Raw genomic sequence first — 20072 nt, forward strand, 5'->3', positions numbered from 1 at the left:
AATTCCCGCTTTTTGCGCATATACGCCTGCCTGTAAGTTTTCTAATATAGAACCATAGAGAGCAGGATGCTCCAATAGAATAACAATAAAGATCAGCTCAAGGACGAAGGTACGACAGGAGTTATACCTCAGCACTTAATACGAAAAACCCCGACAGGATGTCGGGGTTTTTTATTGTTCAAATTTTTATCTTGTCATACAGGCAAGCTTATATTTACATCTTAAAACAGAGCCACGTTGAAACTTTGTTATGCTGAATAAATGAGCTGTGGTACAGAACTCTAGGTTTCGTAAAACTGAAAATATCCAAGCAATAATAAAGGAGAATCAGCATGGCACAGACCAGCCAAGACCGTAATCCAAGCCCTGATTTAGCTGAAGATAATGCCTTTTTTCCATCACCTTATTCACTTTCCCAATACACCGCCAGTAAAACTGACTTCGATGGAACCGACTATCCAACACCCTATATTGGGCATAAAAAAGTTTTGATGGTCGCAAGCGATGAGCGTTATTTACTGATGAAAAATGGTAAATTCTTCTCCACAGGCAACCATCCTGTAGAAACTTTACTGCCTATGTATCATTTAGATCGCGCAGGCTTTGATATTGATATTGTTACGTTATCGGGCAATCCCGTTAAACTTGAAATGTGGGCGATGCCCCATGAAGATGCTGTTGTGCCTGCAACATTCCAAAAATACTTGGCCCAATTTAAGAAACCTTTGAAACTGGCAGATGTACTGAAAAACAGTTTAGGTGACGACTCTCCCTATTTGGCTGTTCTTATTCCCGGTGGGCATGGTGCTTTAATTGGTTTACCTGACAGTGAAGACTTAAAAACTTTACTGAAGTGGGCAGTGGCAAAAGATAAATTTGTCATTTCACTGTGTCATGGGCCAGCAGGCTTATTGGCTGCCGCGGTTAATGAAGCGCCTGAAAACTATATTTTTAAAGGCTATAAAATGTGTGTGTTCCCAGATGCACTCGATCAAGGGGCAAACTTAGACATAGGTTATATGCCAGGAGAATTACCGTGGTTGTTGGCAGATCGCTTAGAAAAGTTGGGTGTTGAAGTGGTCAATAAAGAGATGTCGGGACAGTGTATTCAAGACCGTAAGTTAATTACAGGAGATAGTCCTTTAGCATCGAATACCTTGGGTAAAATGGCAGCACAAGCGCTTTTGGCTGAGGTTCAGTAGTTATATCTTCTTCAATCAAGAGCGCCGTGGCGCTCTTTTTTATGTCCAATTTTCTTATTAAAAGTTCGATTTTTTAAGCTTGGAAACTGATCTTGAATGTGGAAGAAAGATTAAAATTAAGCACTCATTTGTTCCAACCAAACTGTTTAAAAATCGCATGGCCTTGTGGAGAGCTTAAAAACGTAACAAAATTTTTTGCTTCAGGATTTTTTAGACTGTGCTGAGTCAGTGCAACACCTGCATCACGATAAATCACCAGTTCAGGTTCGATCGGAATAATTTGCCCAATGTCTGGATTACTGACTCCCCAAATATTAAATACCAACCATGCATCATAACTGCTGTCTGTTTCCCATGCTTTTTTCGCTGCGCCTGTATTGGGCGCATACATGGCGATATTTTTACGGAAGGATTTTGTGAGATGAATGTTGCCTGTTCTACCTGCAATATCTTCCCACATGCCCACTTGGCCTGCGCCATGTGTGACCAAAACTTTGGTGTTTGGTTTGCTTAGGTCTTTAAATCCCTGAATATGCTTGGGATTACCTTTTCTGACTAAAATGGCAGCAGGTCGTAAGTAGAGTGGCTCAATTGAGTCCTTTATGATTTTGTTGGCAAATACGCTTTCAAAATCAGACATCATCGCTTCCGAACCGCTATAGATGATGTCGGCATCGAGTTTGGCTTTGTCGGCCCATTGTGAAGTAGGACCAGCGGTTACATGGACATCTATCCCTGTCTTATTTTTAAATTGTTTCGCTGCTTCATGCATCGCTGGTGCTGGCCCACCTGGGCCATAAACATTGATTGCCGCAATAGTGTCCATTGATAAAAAGCCCAGCATGAGCGGAAAGATATAGTAGCTCAGCTTATATATTTTTAACATCGTTATTTCCTTTACTGATATTTGAATGCTGATCATATTTGTTTTTCTGATGTAATTGAATATTTATATTATTTTTTTTGTTAAATGGTTTTTAAAATATTAGCGCGATTTTCTTACTTAAATTTAAGTTGTAGAAAGACAGAGCCCTGACAAAATTTTTAACGAACTAACTCTAAAAAACTATCTGGAAGCGTAGAGAACCCTTTTTAACTGTAGGGGGGCACTTTTACCAAAGTCTAAGGATGAGGCCAGAAAATTGGAGCTACGGCTAAATTACAGGGGGAGTTGAATTTTAAGGTCGGACAGGAAATAAAAAGAGCGCCTAGGCGCTCTTTTTATCGGTCTAATACTGTTAATTAGTAATCAAAGCTAAAGTGTTCAGCAGCCAATGACGTCATGGTTTTTGAAGGATTGACCATTGCTTCGGCATGACCTTGGGTACGTGGCAATAAACGTTCGAAATAGAAGTCAGCTACTTTAATTTTTGCTTTGTAGAATTCAGGTGTTTCTTGACCTTCACCTGATGCCAATTTAGCAGAAGCTACAGCCGCTTGTTGAGCCCAGAAGTAAGCCATCATTACATAGCCCGAGAACATCAAGAAATCGACAGATGCAGATGACACGATGTCACGGTCTTTACGAGCGGCCAGCATGATACGAACAGTTAAAGCATTCCATTGCGCGCAAAGCTTAGTTAAGTCCCAAGCAAAACGGCGCATGTATTTGTTGCGAGCATGTTGGCCACAGAATTTCAGAATTTCAGCAGTGTAATCACGAATGACTTTACCTTTAGAGGTCAGAAGTACTTTACGACCAATCAAGTCCAGTGCTTGAACTCCTGTAGTGCCTTCATACAGTGTTGCAATACGTGCATCACGTGCAATTTGCTCCATGCCCCATTCTTTAATGTAGCCATGACCGCCATAGACTTGCATACCGTGGTTTGCAGCTTCCAAGCCCAATTCAGTTAAGAAGCCTTTTAAAATTGGGGTATAGAAACCTAAGTGATCATCATGTGCTTCAAATGCAGCAGTATCGCCACGTTCAAGCGCATCTGCCATTTTGTCGGCAATTTGCGCGGCATAATAAATCATTGAGCGGCCGCCTTCAGCAATCGCTTTTTGTGTGAGCAACATACGGCGAACGTCAGCGTGATGAATAATGGCATCCGCGACTTTTTCAGGGTCTTTCTTGCCAGAAAGTGCACGCATCGACATACGTTCTTTGGCATATGGCAGTGCACCTTGGAATGAAAGCTCAGCATGTGCAATACCTTGAATTGCTGTACCGATACGTGCGGTGTTCATAAAGGTAAACATGGCATGTAAGCCTTTGTTTGGTTCACCAATCAAGTAACCGATAGCATTATCAAAGTTCAACACTGCGGTTGCAGAAGCACGAATCCCCATCTTATGTTCAATTGAACCACAGGTCACAGGGTTACGTTCACCAAGGCTACTGTCTGCATTGACCAAGAATTTAGGCACAATGAACAGTGAAATTCCTTTGGTGCCTGCAGGTGCATCTGGAAGACGAGCAAGTACGATATGAATGATGTTTTCAGTTAAATCTTGTTCACCCGCAGAGATGAAGATTTTGGTGCCTGAGATGTTATAAGTGCCATCGGCATTTAATTCAGCTTTGGTCTTTACTTGACCTAAGTCGGTGCCACACTGAGGTTCAGTTAAACACATGGTACCTGACCATGTACCTGCCACTAAGTTCGGCATATACAGATTTTTCTGTTCGTCTGTACCAAACTGTAAAATGGTGTTCATACAGCCGATACTTAAACCTGGGTACATTTGGAAAGACCAGTTTGCTGTGCCCATCATTTCCGATTTAATCAGGTTTAATGATTGTGGCAGGTTCTGACCGCCAAATTCTTCAGGGAAAGACAAACCTTGCCAGCCACCTTGGACAAACTGGTCATAAGCGTCTTTGAAGCCTTTTGGTGTTTTCACTTCACCGTTGTCGAAGGTACAACCTTCTTCATCGCCCGATTGGTTTAAGGGAGATAAAATATTTTCACAAAAATCTGCTGCGCCTTCTAAGATCATATCTACCGTATCAGCGTCGGCAGCTTCACCATTCGATAGGGTTTGATAATGTGCAGGATAGTCCAGCACTTCATTCATTAAGAAGCGAATATCATGTAAGGGAGCTTTATATGCAGGCATGTGTGTAATCCTAATTTAGAAATAGTATTGGATTATTTAAATCGATCATTTCATTATTCATACATCGTATCAAAATACATTGATAGATCCGACTTGAGAAAATGTCAGAAAGGCGAATTGGTAGATAAAATCATCAATCTAAAAAGACAGTTCTGTTACACTGACTCGGTGGTCTTTTGATCATGTACTTTTTTAATAAACTATAATTAACTCAGGTTTTCAGCAAGTATTATGCGCTTAAAATATATAACACTTTGTTTATTGGGTTTGAGTATCAGTGGGTGTACTCAGCATGTCATTAAATCCAATGCCTCTTCAGATCAGCAGCTCGGGCAACAAGCCACGCAAGGCCTTAATGCCATGTTTGAAAATACCAGCTATGATTTTAAAGGTCAGTTCTCTATTCAATCTGACTTTAATTTTAATGAGTCCAAGCCAAATTCTAAGTCGAATACTCAGTCAAATGGGACGAACTTAGATCCAGAGTTGAAAAAACAATTAGATCAACTATTAAAAAATCAAAAGATTTCTTTTACGTCCAAAGAAAAACAAGCCTTATATGATGCACTTGCGCGTGAACAAAATCCGTATGCATCGTTGTATGGCAGTGGTGAATCACGTTCTGCTAAGGTTCAAATCGCAGAATCTTTGGTAAATTTACTGAATGACTTACAGTTTAGTTATCAAGGTTCTGTGCATTTCCGTCAAAAATTGGCGGCATTGACTTTGCAGTTAAGCTATCAAAAACCAACCTTACAAGTGCAAGCACAGTTGCCGATGGTGATTGATTTTAATGACTATAAATTTTACACCAACTACTTTGCCTTTATGCCGTTTATGGTGAATCGTGAAAGTCAGGATCGTTTTGCCTACATTGACTTTTCTAAGCATAAAGACGCATTCGGTCATATTGATTTTAAAAAGTTTGCTGAATACTTAAAGCAGATGAATGCACTGCCATATGCTTTGGCAGAGCCAAATCAGGTGCATAGTGTTGATTTAAGCAAGTCAGAAAAAGAAGCAGGGCTAAGCAAAAAAATTCGCTATATGGGTGACTTAGAAACAGCACAAGTACAATTGGGCTTATTTGAATACGTCAATAAGCTGCACTATACCCAGCAGATACAAGCTTTTGATGCTGAGCGTCTGATTGAAGCATCGGAAGAATCATCAAGTGCCGCGAATGAAGCAATGCAGGCGGAACAAGAAGCAGAGGGTACTGCGACTAGCACAAGTGAAGATCTAGCTCATGAATCACTAGAGCGTGTGACTCAGTTGATTAATCAAAAGGCACATTCACTTAATTTGTATGTGTATGAAGATGTACCAGAAACTGAGGCGGATGCTCATACTCATGGTGAGGCTGATGATGAAGAAGTGGATGAATATGCCGAAGCTGAGACAGAAGAAACAGAAACTGAAGAATCTGATGCTGTAACATCAAATACCCTGTCTGAAGAAGCTTGCGATGCGCTGATAAACAATAAAAATATTCCAATTGGTAAAGTAACAGTTTGTCGTGACTATCAAGAGATTGATGTACTTGCACCTAAAGCAGCCAATGAAGTTGTAGAAGAAGAGACTTTTGGACAAACGGCGACCAATGTTTTGGAAGCGTTGAAACCACTCTTTAGCGCGTATCAAACAGAGCAACTGGTAGACGCACAAATATTTAAACAACTTTGGCAAAAACATCAGGCTGAAATTACACCAATCATGGCACAGCTAGGTAGTGAGCGTTCACCGTTTGTGATGGATGTTGGACTGGACCAAAAAGGCCGTGCGCAAAACATGGATTACAACATTGTGATTAGCGACGAGCAAATTGGTAAGCTACAAATTAAGAGCACCAATCAGGTGTTTAATTATGGCAGTGCGACCGCCATTGACCGTCAAGCTTTAAGAAATGCCAAATCGATTGAGGAAGTGTCTAAAGGTTCACTGCTGGAAAATGTAGTGAAAGGCATGCTGGGCCCGTTAGGTGCAGATTCATCAAGTGTAGAGAGCGCATCATCAGGCTCGACAGCTTTATCTCAAGATATTTCTGAATATTATCAGCAGGTTGCACAGAAAAGTTATGCACGTTACCATTCTGAAGTCAAAGCGTACCAAACGGTATTTGCTTTGGTATTTGCCGCTCAGCGTCCAGAGTATATTCGTTACTATAGCTCAGCGACTATCAATGAAATTTCAGAAGTCTATGCTTATGAGTTCCTCGATATTGAGGAACCAAAGAGTGCAGCACTTAAACGTTTGCAGAAACTACGTCAAAAACATGCCTTAGAGCAGGTGCAAGATTTTGATGCGCTGGGCAAATCTGTAGCGAATATAGTTGATGATGCGTTGGAAGATGCAAAAGAAAACCAGCACTGGAAAAATTTGGTGAAGAAATACAAGACCAAACAAGCTGTATTTGCACAGGTTTACCAAGATGAATTTAAGGACATGTATAGTGTAGATTCAGAGCAAACTGTAAAGTTAGCTCAGGCTGCACAAATCTTTGCTAAAGCATTTGCCGATGATTTAAAAGGTCAGCAATCCGAAAAGTCACTTCAGGGTATGACGCTTGAACATATCGACTTCTTTAGCGATTCGACCTATTACGAGACCTATAAAGCCGTACAGAAACACATGAACTAATCTGAAAAAAAGAACCTCTGCGGAGGTTCTTTTTTATTTGTGCTTATAAAAAATCTTTCAGGTTGGGTTTAATGCCATTCCAAATCGAAAAAGATTCAATCGCCTGACCAACCAGCATACCGTAGCCTTCCGAGGTGGGTACGCCGCGAGCTTTGGCTTGATCTAAAAAGGTTGAGGGTTTGCCATAGGCCATTTCATAGGCATGTTGAAATTGTAGGGCTTCAGGCAGAATTAAGGCATCGCCGCTTAGGCTGGCAGAGGTTGCGTTAATCACCAAGTCAAACTGACCTTCGAGCGCATCTAAGCCGATGGCTTGCAATTCGGCTTGCGGTACAGCTGTTTTTAAGTCAGCAACCAGTTGCTCAGCACGGGCAAGGGTACGATTGGCAATCACAATTTTTTTCACCCCTGCTTGGACCAGTGGATAAATGACGCCACGAGTTGCACCACCTGCACCGATGATCAGTGCATCTGTCTGGTCTAAGTTCCAGTCCAACGCACGAATGGCATCGACTAAGCCTTGTCCATCAGTGTTGTCACCATGTAATTGACCATCGATCATCCACAGCGTATTGACTGCTTTTGCGATTTTAGCGCGTTCAGTGAGGACTGCGCAGGCTGCAAAGGCTTGTTCTTTAAATGGGACAGTGACATTAAGACCCATGCCACCCTGTGAGAAGAATTCTTGGATGTTGGCGAGGAAGCCATCGAGTGGCGCAAGACGTTTACTATAGTTGAGGTTGAGCCCCATTTTTTGTGCAAACGCATGGTGAAGTTCAGGTGAGCGAGACTGCTCAATCGGGTTGCCAATGACAGCGAATTGTTTGCTCATCGCACCAAGTCCATGTGATAAATGCTGTTCAATATACGGCAAATTACACACAGGCTAAAGCATTCAGTAGTTTTTTATCAACAGAGAAAAGAAAGGTGACTTATGGGTTACAGATGCTGTGAATCGCATCAAACAATAATTTTGCTGCAGTCAGGGTTAAGCCGATACCTGCAAATACAGTGATGCTGATGGATGCATTGTCATTAAACGCACTTTCAGAAAAAATAGTAGTACTGATCGAGCTTAGCAACACAATAGCAAAGCAGAAAAGAACCATGGTGGTCGAGCTAACTCTTTTTGCGAACATGTTTGGGGCCTCATAGAACACAAAGGAGGATACTAAATATTGATGTCATTAAAATGAATTTATTGCAAATGACTTGATTTAGCTTACGACTTCAATGAACTCAAAAGAACCCAATTACTGTGTTAAACCTGTGACAATGCTTTAATAAATGCAAAGAAATGACGCTTTGTGTAGTAGCTATTCTACGGGGAATTGATCGGGAAATATATAAAATTTAATGGATAAGCTGCCCTAATCCTAGTGAAAAGGGCATGTGTAGGGAATTTAGAATTGTAAGTCTGTGTGTCTATTTGAGTAGGTTGAGCCAATCTTGCGGTTTGAGGTAAAAGGCGGTCAGTTTTTTCTCAGCGGAATCGGCCTCCCATTCAGGTCGATATGACCAACCAGCCAAATTCGGCAAACTCACTAAAATCGATTCAATCCGGCCACCTGTTTGTAAACCAAAGAGCGTGCCGCGGTCATAAACCAAGTTATATTCGACATAACGACCACGACGATAGATTTGAAAGTCGCGTTGCGCCTCGCTAAATGGCTTGTCTTGGTTACGCTGGAAGATCGGAAGAATAGCTTCTAGGTAGCCATTGCCCACGGCTTGGATATATTGGAAACAGGTTTCAAAGTCCCATTGATTGAGATCATCAAAGAACAATCCACCGACACCACGTTGTTCGTCACGGTGTTTTAAATAGAAGTAGTCATCACACCATTGTTTATGTTCGGCATAGACTTCAGCGCCAAAGGGCGCACATAAGTCATGCGCTGTCTGATGCCATGACAGCACATCTTCATCGTTGGGATAAAATGGAGTGAGATCGAAGCCTCCCCCAAACCACCAAATTGGATCTTGACCTTCTTTTTCAGCCACGAATAAGCGCACATTGGCATGTGAAGTTGGGACATTTGGATTTTTCGGATGGATCACCAAGGACACACCCATGGCTTGCGCTTTGGCACCTGCAATTTGCGGATGGCGTTCAGTCGCTGAAGCGGGGAGTTTAGAAATGTTGATGTGTGAGAACATCACTCCACCTTTTTCAATCACCGTACCATTTTGCAGTACGCGTGAACGACCCCCACCACCTTCAGGACGCTCCCAATCATCTATTTCAAACTGCGCAGTCCCGCCACCAGCACACTCTTGTTGTTCAAGTGCGGCACAAATACGAGCCTGTAAGTCGAGGAGAAATTCGCGAACGCGTTGGATATCCGCAGACGTTGGATGCTGCATGAAAAGCCTCATGGGAAAAGATGAAAACTGCCTACATCAAAACATAAAACAGCAAAAAGATTAAGAATATTTTCCGAAGAGTCCTACCGCAACATTCGCTGTTGTGAAGCAAGTTAAAAATGAAAATGCTGCTATGTGCAAAATAACCTGACCAATTTGCTAGGTTGAATTCTAATTCTAAGCTCAGCAGAATAACCACAGTACAGACCCGAGTTTAGCGATGCAGAATAGGCTGCATCTTCTGAATGCGGAATAGCTGATGGTAAATATGAGCGATTCATTGATTCAAAAATACAATGTTCCTGGTCCACGTTATACCAGTTACCCAACGGTGCCGTATTGGGAAGAGCCACAGTTTTCTTTAGAGCAATGGAAACAGACGCTGAAAACATCGTTTGCTGAATCGAATTCGACTGAAGGCATAAGTTTGTATATTCATCTGCCTTTTTGTGAAAGTCTCTGTACTTTTTGTGGCTGTCACAAACGCGTGACCAAAAAGCATGAGATGGAGCAGCCTTATATTCAGGCGGTTTTAAAAGAGTGGTCTCTTTATTGTGACTTGCTTGAAGAAAAGCCGTGCATTAAAGAAATTCATTTGGGTGGCGGAACGCCGACTTTCTTTTCTCCAGTGCATTTAACTCAGTTAATTGAAGGCATCCTTGCGCAAGCAGAGATTGCCGAGCAGTATGAGTTTAGCTTTGAAGGGCATCCGAATAATACCACACGGGAGCATTTGCAAGCCTTGTATGACTTGGGTTTTCGCCGTGTCAGTTATGGGGTGCAGGATTATAATGAAACCGTACAAAAAGCCATTCATCGGATACAGCCTTTTGAACATGTCGAGCAAGTGACGCAGTGGGCACGTGAAATAGGCTATAGCTCAATTTCACATGATTTGGTCTTTGGTCTGCCTTTTCAAAACCTAGATGATGTGCTCAACACCATTGATCAAACCAATCGTTTACGTCCAGACCGTTTGGCATTTTATAGTTATGCGCATGTGCCATGGATCAAAGGCAATGGGCAACGTGGTTTTAAAGACCATGATGTGCCGAAAGATGAAGTAAAACGCCAGTGCTATGAAGAAGGGAAGAATAAATTACTGGCACAGGGTTATCATGAAATTGGTATGGATCATTTTGCTTTAGAAAATGATGCGATGTATCAATCATTTCAGGCAGGCACTTTGCATCGCAATTTTATGGGCTACACCGCATCAAAAACCCAAGTGATGATAGGTTTAGGTATTTCATCCATCAGCGACAGCTGGTATAGCTTTGCGCAAAATGAAAAAAAACTCGAAGATTATTATGCGCGACTCGAAAGCAATGAACTTCCTGTCTATCGTGGGCATATTTTAAGTGCTGAAGATCTGATGATTCGTCGTCACATTTTAAATTTGATGTGTAGCTTTCAGACGTCGTGGGCAGAATCAGATATGCAATTTCCTGAATTGGCTGAGGTCTTGGGACAACTGGAAGAAATGCGGGACGATGGTTTATTAGAGATTGGGCCACAGAGTTTACGAGTGACTGAGCAGGGTAAAGCCTTTGTGCGCAATATTTGTATGGCGTTCGATTTACATTTAAAACGCCGTCGACCCGAGAGTCGTATTTTCTCCATGACCATCTAATCTGATTGAAGCGCTCTAAGCCGGCCTTTTTCAAGCAGGCTTAGAGTATGTTTTCAAATTTTAAAAATCATCTTTCTTGTACAAGTGTGCCATGCGTTCATGCTTGGTTTTTAAATATTCTTCATTGAAAGGATTTAAACCGACCGTCAAAGGCACACGATCTACCACATTGATCCCTTGCTCTTGCAATGCTGCAATCTTCAATGGATTGTTAGTAATCAAACGGACTTGTTGAATATTGAGATGATCCAACATAATGCTGACCATGTCATAACGACGTGCATCGGCAGGGAGATTGAGCATTAGGTTGGCATCAACTGTGTCATGCCCTTGATCTTGTAGCGCATAAGCACGAATTTTATTGGTCAGCCCAATGCCACGACCTTCTTGGCGCAAATATAGAATCACGCCTTGCCCAGCTTCATTGATCAGTTTTTGTGTGGCTTGCAATTGTGGGCCACAGTCACACTTCAGTGACGCAAAGGCATCGCCCGTGAGACATTCAGAATGAACACGGACTAAAACGGGTTCTGTGATCGGCTGATCCAAACCTTTTGAGAGTGCAACATGTTCTTCACCGGTCTTAGGATCTTGAAATACGGTGATGTTAAATTCACCAAAAGCAGTCGGTAAACGGGATGTAGCAACAAATTCAATCGGCACAGCTAAACCTGTAAATAGTTCAGAAATTGGCTAAAGTATAGCGTAATGCATCGACATTGGTAGAATTGCATCCATGAATTTATGCAGAAGATTTTCTTTTTTGTATAAAGCGAACGATAATAGTTGATAAATAGTAAGATTATTCAGGATAATCACCTGCACTAAACGAACACCCAGTGAGAGCACTGCTCAAAACTGCATCGCTAGAAATATGGCTGATTGAAGGTGATAGCATTCGACGATATGATCGAATTACCCATTTGACCTAGCTAGATTTGCCAGGCTTTAGAAGGCTTTGCCATATTATGTTGTATACAGAAATACCAGCTCATCGCCCTGTAACACCGTTGTTGGATACGATTGATCATCCTCAACAACTTCGCTTGCTTGAGCAAAGTCAATTAGCACAAGTGGCAGACGAGCTACGTCAATTTATTCTGTATGCCGCAGGACAAAGTGGGGGACATTTTGGTGCAAACCTCGGTGTAGTCGAGCTCACCGTGGCATTACATTATTGCTTCAACACGCCGAATGACCGCTTAATTTGGGATGTCGGTCATCAAGCTTATCCGCATAAAGCATTAACGGGCCGCCGTGAACAGCTCACGACGATTCGTGCCAAAGATGGTTTGGCTGCCTTTCCTGCGCGTGATGAATCGGTGTTTGATACCTTTGGAGTCGGACATTCTTCGACTGCGATTTCAGCAGGCCTAGGTATGGCGCTGGCGCGTCGTTATCAAAACAATCCATGTGAAGTGGTCGCGATCATTGGTGATGGGGCGATGACAGCGGGTATGGCCTTTGAAGCCATGAACGATGCAGTTGCGCATGATGCGGACTTGATGGTGGTGTTGAATGACAATGATATGTCGATTTCATGTAGTACTGGTGGTTTTGCAAAACATCTGGCTTCGATTTGGGAAAGTGGTCAGTCCATTAATATTTCAGCGGATGGCGAAGCTTATGTGCAGCCACACCCTGAATGGACCTATAACTCACGTTTACATAGCGCAGCGACAGATGCGGCTGACAACGTATTTAAAGCGATTGGTTTTGATTACTTTGGGCCTTTCGATGGGCACGATGTCGAACAACTGACACAAGTCTTTACCGCATTGAAAAAACGTAAAGGTCCACGTTTGATCCATGTCTATACCAAAAAAGGCAAAGGCTTCGCCCCTGCTGAAGCTGACCAAATCAAATATCACGCGATTACCAAAATAAATGCCAAGTCTGCGCCACAAACAGCGCCCAAATATTCAGATGTCTTTGGTCAATGGTTATGTGATGAAGCGGCACAAGATGAGCGTTTACTGGCGATTACCCCTGCCATGTGCGAAGGCTCAGGGATGGTGAGTTTTGCCAAACAGTATCCACAGCGCTTTTTTGATGTCGCGATTGCAGAACAGCATGCTGTAACTTTGGCGGCGGGTATGGCATGTGAAGGCTTAAAACCTGTGGTTGCAATTTACTCGACCTTCTTGCAGCGTGGCTATGATCAATTGATTCATGATGTGGCCCTGCAAAATCTGGATGTTACCTTTGGTATCGACCGTGCAGGTTTAGTGGGTGAAGATGGGCCGACTCATGCTGGGGCCTATGACTATGCCTTTATGCGCACCGTACCGAATTTGGTGATTATGGCGCCTAAAGACGAAAATGAATGTCGTCAAATGTTGCATACCGCTTATTTATACAATGGTCCTGCCGCAGTGCGTTACCCGCGTGGCAATGGTTTGGGTGTTGAGATTCAACAACAGATGACCCCGATGGAAATTGGTCAGGCTGAAATTGTAGCGAGCTTTAATGATGCCCAAGACGACGTTATTAGCATTCTCGCTTTTGGTAGTCGTGTTCAGGCCGCAGTAGAGGCAGCACAGGCATTGGCTGAACAAGATTTAGCGGTTCGTGTGGTGAATATGCGCTTTGTTAAACCGCTTGATGAAAAGATGATAGCGACTTTAGCACCATCAACGGCTTTATTTGTTACGGTTGAAGAACATGCAGTAATGGCGGGTGCGGGCAGTGCAGTCAATGAATATTTGGCACAGGCTCAAATCGTGAAACCGATGTTAAATCTCGGTTTAGCTGATACATTCATGCATCAAGCCACGCATGCGCAAATGTTGCATCAGGCGGGACTAGATGCAGAAGGCATAGAAAGCTCGGTGCGCCAAGCGTGGTCAAAACTTGTACATATGGTTTAAGCACCGTTTTTAAATTTTAGAAACATTTTTTCCCTAAAAGCCCCGATCTTTGATAAGATGCGCGGGCTTTTATGCATTATTCTTTATCAATATCTTCAAATTGTAGTGGGTGTTCAATGGAACCTATGGTGGTGATGGCTGCGCGTGCGGCTCAATTAGTCGGTCAAGAGCTTTTAAAAGCGCATCAAAATCGTCATAAGCTCGATCTACAAGTCGAAGAAAAAGGAATTGATGGTCCTGTAACGCGTGTAGACCGTTATTTGGAACAATTGGCTATCGATACCCTACGTAAAAGCTATAAAAATCACAGCTTCCTTGGTGAAGAGTTTGGTTTTCAAGAAGGTAAAGGTCACGACGCAGATTGGTGTTGGATCATCGACCCACTTGACGGCACTCTAAACTTCATTAACGGTGTTCCTCACTTCTGTATCTCTATTGCAGTTCAACATAAAGGCATTACTCAACACGGCGTAATTTACGACCCTGTGAAAGATGAATTGTTCTCTGCAAGTCGTGGTCGTGGTGCCATGATGAACCAACGCCGTATTCGTGTAAATGTGAAAGACAGCCTTGAAAATACATTCATGTCTGTGGGTCATGCTTACCGTGCAAAACGTAATGGTGAAGTGATTTCTTATGCAAAAAATCATTTTGATTCGTTGTTAAATGTGACTGAAGCTGGCGCGCAATACCGTCGTACAGGTTCTGCAGCATTAGATTTGGCGTATGTTGCAGCAGGTCGTTTCGATGCGTACTTCGAACTCGGCTTAAAGCCTTGGGATATCGCAGCTGGTGAGTTGATCGTGAAAGAAGCGGGCGGCACAGTGGTTGATGCACGTGGTGGTAGCGAATCTATGGAAAATGGCCAAGTACTGGCATGTTCTATGAAAATGTTGAAACCTCTGATGAAAGCAGTTGTTCCTGCTTGGGGTGAAGCGGCTAAGTAATAGCATGCAGATCGTGTTTTAAGACATTGAAAAAGCCCTCATTAAGAGGGCTTTTTCTTTGATGAGACATGAAAAAAATAAAGGCTTTGTAGTGATTTATTTTATGGCTTTGCCCTCTATAGATTGTAAAACATAGCCTGCACCAGATTCTGATCACCTCTGAATGAAGATCACTCTATCTCAGAAATAAATTGGGTTACAATTAGCCAGGATATAGACACCTATTTAAACTTGCTGTGTGTAATGTTCATTACAGGTCAGATACCATGTCAAATCACGGCAGCATTAGAACAAGAGTTCGAGCAATGAATTGCAGCTCATGCTAGATCAGTTGAGGAAAGAGCAAAGAATACTATTCAATATTTTTCTAGATGGTCAAAAAAATTAAAGTGAAAACCTGTATTTATTCAATCTTTGAGGAAAATATTGTATCAATTTCACGAAAAGAGGTGACTTTTAAAAATATCCTGCTATACTCCGCCCACGCACTAAATTTCGTTCATTACCTGAACATTCTCTTCTATCATTGTGTATGCGCGTCCGGTCCAAAGAGAGGACATTATTTCGCGCCCCACCCAATCGCTTAAGCGATTCCTTCAGGTTGCGGCTGTAATCAAATGTGCGTTATACGCATCGTCGTTCTCGGATCGCCGCTGATTCTATATTTTCAGCGATTATTGCTGTGCCGCTTTTTGCCGATGTCCATCAGACCATATATTTAATGGAGCACCCATTTTTCGGGTGAAATACTCTATGAGCAAAACTTTTGCTGATTTTCCTTTACATGAATCGTTACAACAAGCTTTACAAAGCTTAGGTTTTACTTCTCCTACACCTGTACAGGAACAATCGATTCCTGCAGCTTTAGAAGGTAAAGACCTTTTAGTATCTAGCCAAACAGGTTCAGGTAAAACTGCTGCGTTCTTACTTCCAACGTTAAACGCACTTGCAGCCCAAGAGACTTTCGTTCCGTTCAAAGAACGTATGAAAGCAATTACACAACCAAATATCTTGGTTCTTTGCCCAACTCGTGAGTTGGCGCAGCAAGTAAGCCAAGACGCGATTGGATTTGTCCGTCACATGAAAGGTGCACGTATTGCAGCGATCATGGGTGGTATGCCGTTTGGTAAGCAAATCCAACAGTTAAAAGGTGCGCAAGTTGTTGTTGCAACACCAGGTCGTTTACTTGACCTTGTAAACCGTCGTCAAATTAAATTAGACCAAGTTGATGCGCTTATTGTTGACGAAGCAGACCGTATGCTTGACCTAGGTTTCTCTGAAGACTTAGAAGCAATCAGCGATCTTGCTGCAAACCGTAAACAGACGTTAATGTTCTCTGCAACATTTGCTGGTCGTATCATTACACTTGCTGAACGCATGATGAATGATCCACAACGTATTGCAATCGAAACTGGTCACTCTACGAATACTGACATCACTCAGACTTTACACTGGACTGATGGCTTTGAGCATAAGAAAAAATTACTAACGCATTGGTTAAGTGCTGAAGACTTAGATCAAGCTGTTGTATTTGCTTCTACTCAAGAAGACACCGATATGTTGGCTGAAGAACTTGCTGAAGCAGGTTTATCAGTTGTAGCACTTCATGGTGCTATGCCACAAACTGTGCGTAACCGTCGTTTACGTAGCATCCGTGAAGGTCGTGCAAAAATTTTAGTTGCGACTGACGTTGCTGCTCGTGGTCTCGACGTACCAACCATTTCACACGTAATCAACTTCGGTCTTCCAATGAAGAACGAAGACTATGTACACCGTATTGGTCGTACAGGTCGTGCGGGTCGTACTGGTAAAGCAATCACTTTAGCAACTTACCGTGAACGCGGTAAAATCCGTGCTTTAGAAGATTTCTTAGATGCGCGTTTGAATGTATCTGAAATTGAAGGCCTTGAGCCATCTCCACCTCCTGCACGCGGTAGTCGTGATGGCGGCGGTCGTGGTCGTGATGGCGGCGGTCGTGGTCGCGGTGGTTTCGGTGGTCGCGATGGCGGCGGTCGTGCTCGTTTCGAAGGTGAGTCTAACTTTAAACGTCGTGAAGGTGGTGATGACCGTCCACGTCGTAGCTACGATGACAAACCTCGTGGTGATCGTCCATCATTTGGTGGTGAAGATCGTCCACGTCGTGAGTTTAATAATGATCGTCCACGTCGTGAAGGTGGTTTCGGTGATCGTCCACAACGTTCTTTTGATGACCGTCCAAAACGTGATTTTGGTGATCGTCCAGCGCCACGTCGTGAAGGTGGTTTCGGTGATCGTCCGCAACGTTCTTTTGATGATCGTCCAAAGCGTGAATTCAACTCTGATCGTCCACGTCGCGAAGGCGGTTTCAACGATAAACCACGTTTTGACTCGAATGATGACAACCGCGGTAACCGTGTAGACTACAAACCACGTCGTGAAGGTTCTTTTGGTGACCGTCCAAAACGTGATTTTGGTGATCGTCCAGCGCCACGTCGTGAAGGTGGTTTTGGCGACCGTCCACAACGTTCTTTTGGTGATGACCGTCCAAAACGTACTTTCGGTGGTGAAGACCGTCCTAAGCGTACTTTTGGTGGCGAAGACCGTCCGAAGCGTGAATTTAATTCAGATCGTCCACGTACTGAAGGTGGTTTTGACCGCCCACGTCGTAAGTTTAACGACTAAGTCTGAATGAATAAAAAAACCAGTGGAAACACTGGTTTTTTTTTGTCTACGGCTGTAAAAAAATAAATTAAAATGTATACTGAGTCATATTTTAATTGTATTGATAATAATGATGCACAATAATGAGGTTGAATCAATCGCCACACTCTCTGACGTGAAAGAGGTCAATATGGCACATTATCTCGGACTCTTTTTGCTGATTTGCAACATTCTTTTCTTTGTCTATAGTCGTTATGGATGAAGCAATTCATCTTATGTAGCTTGTTTTCGCCGTTCAAATAAATATAAATACAACCAACTGAAATCAATTCGTGCACAAAATTAGACACGGAATACGCTAACATATCGTTTTTTAATCCTTTATAGTATGCATGCTGAAAAAATGCAGGAAAACGCACAGCTATGAATAATCAAGCGCCTCTGACTGCTCAAGCCCTCATTGAGGTCAAAGATCTGAGCTTTAAGCGAGGGGAACGTGTCATTTATGATCAGGTCAATTTAAAAATTCGACAGGGTCAAATTACGGGCATTATGGGACCATCGGGTACAGGTAAAACCACTTTACTGCGTTTAATTGGCGGTCAATTGACTCCCGACCAAGGTGAAGTGCTTTTTGATGGGCAAAATATTGCGAAAATGTCACGCAAAGAGTTATTCGCTGCGCGTGCGCGTATGGGCATGCTTTTTCAAAGTGGCGCATTGTTTACCGATATGTCGGTGTATGAAAATGTGGCCTTTCCGATAAGAGCACATACCAAGCTTCCTGAGCATTTACTGTCAGAAATTATATCTTTAAAACTAGAATCTGTTGGCTTACGTGGCGCAGAACAGATGATGCCTTCTGAGCTCTCAGGCGGGATGAATCGTCGTGTGGCTTTGGCACGTGCAATTGCACTGGATCCTGAGCTGATCATGTACGATGAGCCATTTGCAGGACAAGATCCAATTGTGAAGGGTGTACTCACACGTCTGATTCGATCATTGCGAGAAGCTCTTGATTTAACAACAATTATTGTCTCGCATGACGTGGCTGAAACCTTATCGATCGCAGACTATATCTATGTTGTTGCTGAAGGTAAGGTGCAAGGTGAAGGCACGCCTGAACAGTTACAGGCGAATGCCTCTCCGTTTGTTAAACAGTTTTTAACAGGTGCAGTTGAAGGGCCTGTCGATTATCAATTTAGCCATAAGGCATATCTAAATACTGAGGTGCAAGCATGAATGCGATAGCACTCTTGGGTCGACGCGTGATTGAACGGGTTCGCGGCATTGGTTTTGCCAGCCTGATGTTATTACAAATTTTATTTTCGATGCCCACTGCTTTAGGTGTTCGGTTATTTGTTTACCAAATGTACCGTGTTGGTGTGTTATCGCTGCTCATTATTGTGGTGTCAGGGCTATTTATTGGTGCTGTCCTCGGGTTACAGATGTATAGCATCTTGGTGACCTTTGGTAGTGAAGCGATGCTGGGTACAGCGGTTGCTTTGACCTTACTTCGTGAGTTAGCACCTGTGGTTGCAGCATTGCTGTTTGCAGGTCGTGCGGGTTCTGCGTTAACGGCTGAGATTGGCTTAATGAAAGCCACAGAGCAGCTGTCCAGTATGGAAATGATCGGGGTTGATCCACTTAAACGTGTGATTTCGCCGCGACTTTGGGCGGGTATTTTTAGTTTGCCGATGTTGTCTGTCATCTTCGCTGCGGTGGGGATTATGGGCGGTAAAATGGTGGGTGTGGACTTCTTGGGTGCAGATGAAGGCTCTTACTGGAGTGGCATTCAAAGTAGCGTAGAGTTCTATAAAGATGTCCTGAATGGCACCATCATTAAAAGTTTTGTTTTTGCTTTAATTTGTACATGGATTGCGGTGTATCAAGGCTATGCCTGTGAACCGACATCTGAAGGTATTGCGACATCAACCACACGCACTGTGGTGTATTCATCGCTCTGTGTTTTAGGTTTTGATTTTGTGTTGACTGCGGTCATGTTTGGAGGTGTTTAATGAAATCACGTGCAAGTGAGCTGGCAGTCGGCATATTTGTCATTTTATTCGGTATTGCTTTGTTTTTTATCGCGATGCGTGTGAGTGGCTTGGTGGGATCGAATCTCAGTGATCGCTATGAAATGAGTGCAACCTTCGATAATGTAAATGGTTTAAAACCACGTGCGAAAGTGACGATGAGTGGGGTAAAAATTGGTCAAGTTGATCAAATTAGCTTAGACCCTGTGACACGTTTAGCGACGGTTTCTTTTTCTTTGGATGGTAAATTAACGACCTTTAATGCAGCACAACTCAAAGAAGTTGAAAAGAATGCACTTGAAGAGCTTCGTTACAGTAGCGACTATACCGCTGCGGATGCTGCGCAACAAAAAGAAATGGAAAAGCAACTTATTGCGAACATGAAGTCCATCACTAGCATTGATGAAGATGCTTATATTATGGTGGCAACCAATGGTCTGCTAGGTGAGAAGTACTTGAAAATTGTTCCAGGGGGTGGTTTGAACTACGTGAAACGTGGTGAAAGCATTGGCAATACCCAAGGCACAATGGACCTAGAAGACTTAATTACTAAATTTATTACGGGCGGTGCAGGTAAATCGAAAGATGCTTCAGCAACAACTGAGCAACCTGAAACCGCTGAAACAGCAGATGCCAATGTGTCATTTGTTGAATGATTTGAAGAGGACCAA

Annotated in this window: 15 protein-coding genes; 9 read left to right on the forward strand and 6 right to left on the reverse strand. The window is 42.9% G+C overall.

The window, feature by feature from the left end; translation table 11 throughout:
- Positions 1 to 332: 332 nt before the first annotated feature.
- Entirely contained in the window at positions 333 to 1202 is an 870-nt protein-coding gene (gene hchA, locus JZ787_RS07385; protein ID WP_346312028.1) for a glyoxalase III HchA, read from the forward strand.
- Between the two features lie 124 nt (positions 1203 to 1326).
- Here hchA and JZ787_RS07390 read toward each other — a convergent pair whose 3' ends face one another.
- Positions 1327 to 2088, reverse strand: a complete 762-nt coding sequence (locus JZ787_RS07390) for a substrate-binding domain-containing protein (protein ID WP_346312029.1) — start codon at positions 2086 to 2088, stop codon at positions 1327 to 1329.
- A gap of 356 nt (positions 2089 to 2444) precedes the next feature.
- On the reverse strand, positions 2445 to 4268 hold the full coding sequence (locus tag JZ787_RS07395) for an acyl-CoA dehydrogenase C-terminal domain-containing protein (protein WP_346312030.1): 1824 nt from the start codon (positions 4266 to 4268) through the stop codon (positions 2445 to 2447).
- A 231-nt stretch (positions 4269 to 4499) separates the two neighbouring features.
- On the opposite strand from JZ787_RS07395, the gene JZ787_RS07400 reads away from it, so the two are divergent.
- The gene (locus tag JZ787_RS07400) at positions 4500 to 6908 is read left to right on the forward strand and encodes a hypothetical protein (RefSeq protein WP_346312031.1); all 2409 of its coding nucleotides are present in this window, start codon (positions 4500 to 4502) and stop codon (positions 6906 to 6908) included.
- A 43-nt stretch (positions 6909 to 6951) separates the two neighbouring features.
- Here JZ787_RS07400 and aroE read toward each other — a convergent pair whose 3' ends face one another.
- The 3 genes from aroE to hemF all read right to left on the reverse strand — a co-directional run bounded on the left by aroE (position 6952) and on the right by hemF (position 9275).
- Complete coding sequence (gene aroE / locus JZ787_RS07405) at positions 6952 to 7740, reverse strand: shikimate dehydrogenase (RefSeq protein WP_346312032.1); 789 nt, start codon at positions 7738 to 7740, stop codon at positions 6952 to 6954.
- A 100-nt stretch (positions 7741 to 7840) separates the two neighbouring features.
- Complete coding sequence (locus tag JZ787_RS07410) at positions 7841 to 8047, reverse strand: hypothetical protein (RefSeq protein ID WP_010327619.1); 207 nt, start codon at positions 8045 to 8047, stop codon at positions 7841 to 7843.
- A 286-nt stretch (positions 8048 to 8333) separates the two neighbouring features.
- Entirely contained in the window at positions 8334 to 9275 is a 942-nt protein-coding gene (gene hemF / locus JZ787_RS07415; protein ID WP_218288546.1) for an oxygen-dependent coproporphyrinogen oxidase, read from the reverse strand.
- A gap of 259 nt (positions 9276 to 9534) precedes the next feature.
- Here hemF and hemN point away from each other — a divergent pair, with 259 nt between their 5' ends.
- A complete protein-coding gene (gene hemN / locus JZ787_RS07420; RefSeq protein WP_346312033.1) occupies positions 9535 to 10908 on the forward strand; it encodes an oxygen-independent coproporphyrinogen III oxidase in 1374 nt (457 codons plus the stop codon).
- 60 nt (positions 10909 to 10968) lie between these two features.
- Here the strand turns inward: hemN and ribA are convergent, their stop codons facing one another.
- Positions 10969 to 11571 carry a GTP cyclohydrolase II gene (ribA, locus tag JZ787_RS07425; protein ID WP_058870370.1) on the reverse strand — a complete coding sequence of 201 codons (603 nt, stop codon included), beginning with the start codon at positions 11569 to 11571 and terminating at the stop codon, positions 10969 to 10971.
- A gap of 305 nt (positions 11572 to 11876) precedes the next feature.
- Here ribA and dxs point away from each other — a divergent pair, with 305 nt between their 5' ends.
- From dxs to JZ787_RS07455, 6 genes are all read left to right on the forward strand, one after another.
- The gene (gene dxs, locus JZ787_RS07430) at positions 11877 to 13778 is read left to right on the forward strand and encodes a 1-deoxy-D-xylulose-5-phosphate synthase (RefSeq protein WP_346312034.1); all 1902 of its coding nucleotides are present in this window, start codon (positions 11877 to 11879) and stop codon (positions 13776 to 13778) included.
- A 116-nt stretch (positions 13779 to 13894) separates the two neighbouring features.
- Positions 13895 to 14725: an inositol monophosphatase family protein gene (locus JZ787_RS07435; protein ID WP_004691373.1), complete on the forward strand. Its 831-nt coding sequence runs from the start codon at positions 13895 to 13897 to the stop codon at positions 14723 to 14725.
- A gap of 753 nt (positions 14726 to 15478) precedes the next feature.
- Positions 15479 to 17386 (forward strand): DEAD/DEAH box helicase, encoded by a 1908-nt coding sequence (locus JZ787_RS07440; RefSeq protein WP_242759710.1) that lies wholly within the window; start codon positions 15479 to 15481, stop codon positions 17384 to 17386.
- Between the two features lie 402 nt (positions 17387 to 17788).
- The gene (locus tag JZ787_RS07445) at positions 17789 to 18607 is read left to right on the forward strand and encodes an ABC transporter ATP-binding protein (RefSeq protein ID WP_004691369.1); all 819 of its coding nucleotides are present in this window, start codon (positions 17789 to 17791) and stop codon (positions 18605 to 18607) included.
- On the forward strand, positions 18604 to 19383 hold the full coding sequence (gene mlaE / locus JZ787_RS07450) for a lipid asymmetry maintenance ABC transporter permease subunit MlaE (protein ID WP_346312035.1): 780 nt from the start codon (positions 18604 to 18606) through the stop codon (positions 19381 to 19383). Before JZ787_RS07445 ends, mlaE begins: the two co-directional genes overlap by 4 nt.
- On the forward strand, positions 19383 to 20057 hold the full coding sequence (locus JZ787_RS07455; protein ID WP_004691366.1) for an outer membrane lipid asymmetry maintenance protein MlaD: 675 nt from the start codon (positions 19383 to 19385) through the stop codon (positions 20055 to 20057). The genes mlaE and JZ787_RS07455 overlap by 1 nt, the downstream gene beginning before the upstream one ends.
- Positions 20058 to 20072 lie beyond the last annotated feature (15 nt).

Source organism: Acinetobacter sp. BWR-L5 (genome assembly GCF_039655985.1).
GTDB lineage: Bacteria > Pseudomonadota > Gammaproteobacteria > Pseudomonadales > Moraxellaceae > Acinetobacter > Acinetobacter johnsonii.